Origin of the sequence: Oleiagrimonas sp. (genome assembly GCF_027858935.1) — a bacterium.
GTDB lineage: Bacteria > Pseudomonadota > Gammaproteobacteria > Xanthomonadales > Rhodanobacteraceae > Oleiagrimonas.
The window spans coordinates 1-4,102 of record NZ_JAQIBU010000321.1 but is presented as its reverse complement, the minus strand read 5'-3'; the positions used below and the strand labels follow the sequence as shown (position 1 = coordinate 4,102).

The window sequence follows — 4,102 nt, the reverse complement described above, 5'->3', positions numbered from 1 at the left end:
GACCTGTGGAAGAAGCTCGGCGATATGGGCCTGCTCGGCGTGACCGTGGGCAGCGAATACGGCGGCTCGGACCTGGGCTACCTGGCGCACCTGGTGGCGATGGAGGAGATCTCGCGCGCCTCCGGCTCGATCGGCTTGTCCTATGGCGCGCACTCCAACCTGTGCGTGAGCAACATCTACCACAACGGCAACGCCGAGCAGCTGAAGAAATACCTGCCCAAGCTGTGCTCGGGCGAATACGTGGGCGCGCTGGCGATGAGCGAGCCGGGCGCGGGTTCGGACGTGGTCGGCTCGATGAGCTGCCGCGCCGAGAAACAGGGCGACGTGTGGGTCGCCAACGGCTCCAAGATGTGGATCACCAATGGCCCCGATGCCGACGTGCTGCTGGTGTACATGCGTACCGCCGGGCGTGAGGCGGGCAGCCGCTGCATGACCGCCTTCATCGTCGAGAAGGGCATGACCGGCTTCACCACCGCGCAGAAACTGGACAAGCTGGGCATGCGCGGCTCCAACACCTGCGAACTGGTGTTCGAGGACTGCGAGATTCCCGATGGAAACATCGTGGGCGAGGTCAACGAGGGCGTGCGCGTGCTGATGAGCGGCCTGGACACCGAACGCCTGGTGCTCTCGGGCGGGCCAATCGGCCTGATGCAGGCGGCGCTGGACATCACCCTGCCCTACGTGCGCGAGCGGAAACAGTTCAACGCGCCGATCGGCACCTTCGAGATCATGCAGGCCAAGGTGGCCGACATGTACACCGCGCTGCAGTCCTCGCGTGCCTATGCCTACATGGTGGCGCAGCAGTTCGACGCCAACGTGAAGTCACGCATCGACCCGGCCTCGTGCCTGCTCAAGTGCTCGTCCAGCGCGGTGCAGGTGGCGCTGGAGGCGATCCAGGCGCTGGGCGGCAACGGCTACATCAACGACTACCCGGCCGGACGCATTCTGCGCGACGCCAAGCTGTACGAGATTGGCGCCGGCACCAACGAGATCCGGCGCATGTTGATCGGCCGAGAGCTGTTCCACGGCAAGGCCTGACGACCGCGTCATCGATCAAGTGGCGCATGCGCGCTTCATCGGCCGGCCCCGGATGCGCTGCGCTTATCCGGGCTACGACAAGCCGTCGCAGTACACCCACCGTAGCCCGGATAAGGCACCCGGCCGCATCCGGGTGGATCGCGCTGCGATCCCCTGGCCGGGCCCTGCCGGGCATGCCCGATTCATCGGCCCGGCCCCGGATGCGCTGCGCTTATCCGGGCTACGACAACGCCTGAGAGGCCGGGAAGCGTGAAGTGGGGATGCGGCTACCACCGGTTCCCGCAGACGCCAGACGTGAACGGGGCCGCGCGACGCGGCCCCGTTGACGTTTTCCCTTGCCGCATTCGCGCGTCAGAACCGTAGCGTATAGCGGGCCATCACCTGGCGTGACGTGACGCGCTGGCCGACTTGGTAGTCATAGCCCAGGTTGAACGTGGCGTGGCGGCCCAGGTGCGCGTTCATGCCCACGCCGAACAGACCGCTGTAACGCGACACGCCGATGCCCACCAGCGGCTGCCAGTCGCGCACGCCCACGAAGCTGGCGTTGAACACATCGCCGCTGGAGGCCAGGGTGCGCTGCCACTGCGCCCGCGCGGTGAAGTTGACCGAGCGCCCGCCCGACAGCTCCAGATGCCGCGCCGCCCGGATCCCCACGCCGGCCTGCAATCGGCCCAGCGTCTGTGCGCCGGACTTCAGGCCGAAGCCATAGGCGCCCTGCTCGGCAAATCCGTCGCGACGGATCTGCGCGTACTGGGCATCCAGGTACGGCGTGAGCTGGGTGCCGGCAGCGTTGAAGTGCATGCCGCTCTCGCCGTAGGCGACGTTGTAGCTGCCGCTGTAGTGGGTGGAGACGCCCTGCCAGCTCTGCCCCAGCAACAGCGCGCGGCTGACATCCTGCTGGTATTGGCCGAAGCTGACCCGACCCTGCAGATAGCTGCGGCCGTGCATCCAACCGGCGTAGGCCATGGCTTGCGTGGTGCGGCCGATGCTGCGGTCGGTTCGCTGGTTCAGGCGCTGGTCGCCATGACTCTGTCCGAAGGCGAAGCCGGCGATGGTGTCTGCCCCCAGCTTGCGGTCGTTGCCGAGCAGCCAACCGTTGAGCTGGAATCCGACACCGTCGTAGCCCGAGCGTGCCATGTCGCCGCTCACGTCCAGTTGCCGGCTCCACATGCCCAAGCGGGCACTGTGCTCGAGCAGATGGTCGAAACGATCCGACATCGCCAGGCTGGCGGCGTCGATGGACTGGAAGGTCATTGCCGCGCTGGTCGCCAGCAGTTCGCCGGACAGGCTTTGCAGCGAGACCTGTGCCGCGCTCAGCGTCGGTGTGTGCTGGATCGCCCCCGCTGCAGACACCAGGCTGCTGGCGGGCGTGATGCTGCCCGAGGCCAGGCCGCCGTTGATCTGGCTGAAGGTGCCGTCCAGGCGTGTGGCGCTGCTCATCACCGCCGGTTGCGCGCCGAACCCGGCCGCGGTTGCCGCGACAGTGATGCTCAGGCTGGTGGTATCGACCCACACGTCGTTGGCGTCGTACTGCAGTGTGCTGCTCAGGAACACGCCAGGGGCCTTGGCCAGGCTGGTGAACGTACCGCTGAGGCCGCCTGCCGCCGTGACCAGGTTCTCGTGCATGGTGGTGACATAGCCCGTATCCTTGCCCAGAATGTCGAGCGTGCCGCCGTCAATGGTCGCTGTGCCGGTGACGTTGAGCTTGGAGCCCAGGCTCAGGTCCAGGGTGCCCGTGGTCGCCTGATGATAATTGCCGCCCACGTCGGCATTGCCACCGGCCACCACCACCGTGCCGGCGTTGTCCAGGTTGCCGGTGACGCCAGGCACGCCGACCGCAGTGGCAGCGGAGGCATACACCCCACTCAGCATCGCGCCGCTGGACACATTCACGTTGCCGGGCAGCGTGTAGGCCGATTGCAGGCTGCCGCCGAGCACGTTGGTGACGCCCTGGTAGGTGTCGTTGCCGGCCAGCACCAGTGTGCCGGTGCCGTTCTTGCTCAGGCCACCGGCACCGACGATATCGTTGGACCAGGTCGAGGTGTAGCCGTCGAAGCTGACCGAGACATCGCCCCAGGCGAAATTGGCGGGCCCCTGGACGGCCTTGCCTACGTTCAGCGCGCCCCAGCCGAACACCGGATCGACACCGGGGGCACCCAGGTCGGTGGCTGTGCTCAGGATGGTCTGGCGCACCATGTCGTTGTTGAAATATGGGAAGGCCTGCCAGACCAGCGCCGCGGCGCCGGACACCTCGGGCGCGGCGAAGGAGGTACCTTCGACGATGTAGTAGTTCAGGGGCGAGGTGCTGGCTGTGGCCTGGGCATCGATGATGATCACGTCGCCCGGCGCACTGATGCAATAGTTCATGGCGATGCCGCAGGCATTGGAGTAACTGGCCAGTTGCGTTGGATGGTTGCTGTCCAGCGCCGCGGCCGCGATCCAGCCCACCTCGAGATCCGGGCCCCAATGCGGCAAGGCCGCAAAGTCGCCGGGCTGCGCATTGCTATTGTTGCCCGTGGCGAAGACCACCAGTCCGCCATGATTGATGACAAAGGGCCGGTAGGCCGCAGCAAAGGCCTGGCCCACGGCCGTGGGGTTGGACGGGTCCCAATACAGACCGCCCCAGGAATTGTTCATGACCTGGACGCCCGCCTTGATCAGGTCCGGGTTGAGGTAATTGGCGAAGAAGCTGGCATCGCTCAACGTCACGGAGTTGCCGCTGCTGCCGGTGTTACTGGGCGGAGGCGGTGAATCGCTGATGATGCGCGCCGATATGATAGTCGCGTCCGGGGCAATGCCGCCGGGAAACTGGCCGTACGGCTGGCCTGCGGCGATCTGCGAAACCCAGGTGCCATGGCCGACCACATCGTCCTTGGTCAGGTTGTTTTGAGTGGGGTCCACATACACCAGCTCCGGGGTGACCACGCGTCCGAGCAACGTGGGATTGAGGTGGTTCACGCCCGTGTCCACGATGCCGATGGTGACGCCCTGGCCGGTGTACCCGGCATTGTGTGCCGCATAGGTGTTGGTCAGCGACAGCTGGGCATCCAGCGGCGGCGGCGGC

General features: G+C 66.4%; 2 protein-coding genes. One reads left to right on the top strand and one right to left on the bottom strand.

Annotated features, from left to right (window positions below):
- On the top strand, positions 1 to 1,038 hold a 1,038-nt coding region (locus PF446_RS12115), incomplete at its 5' end, for an acyl-CoA dehydrogenase family protein (protein WP_298071945.1).
- Positions 1,039 to 1,389: 351 nt separating this feature from the next.
- Here PF446_RS12115 and PF446_RS12110 read toward each other — a convergent pair.
- Positions 1,390 to 4,102 (bottom strand): autotransporter serine protease (locus tag PF446_RS12110; RefSeq protein ID WP_298071943.1); only part of this gene is annotated, 2,713 nt, incomplete at its 5' end.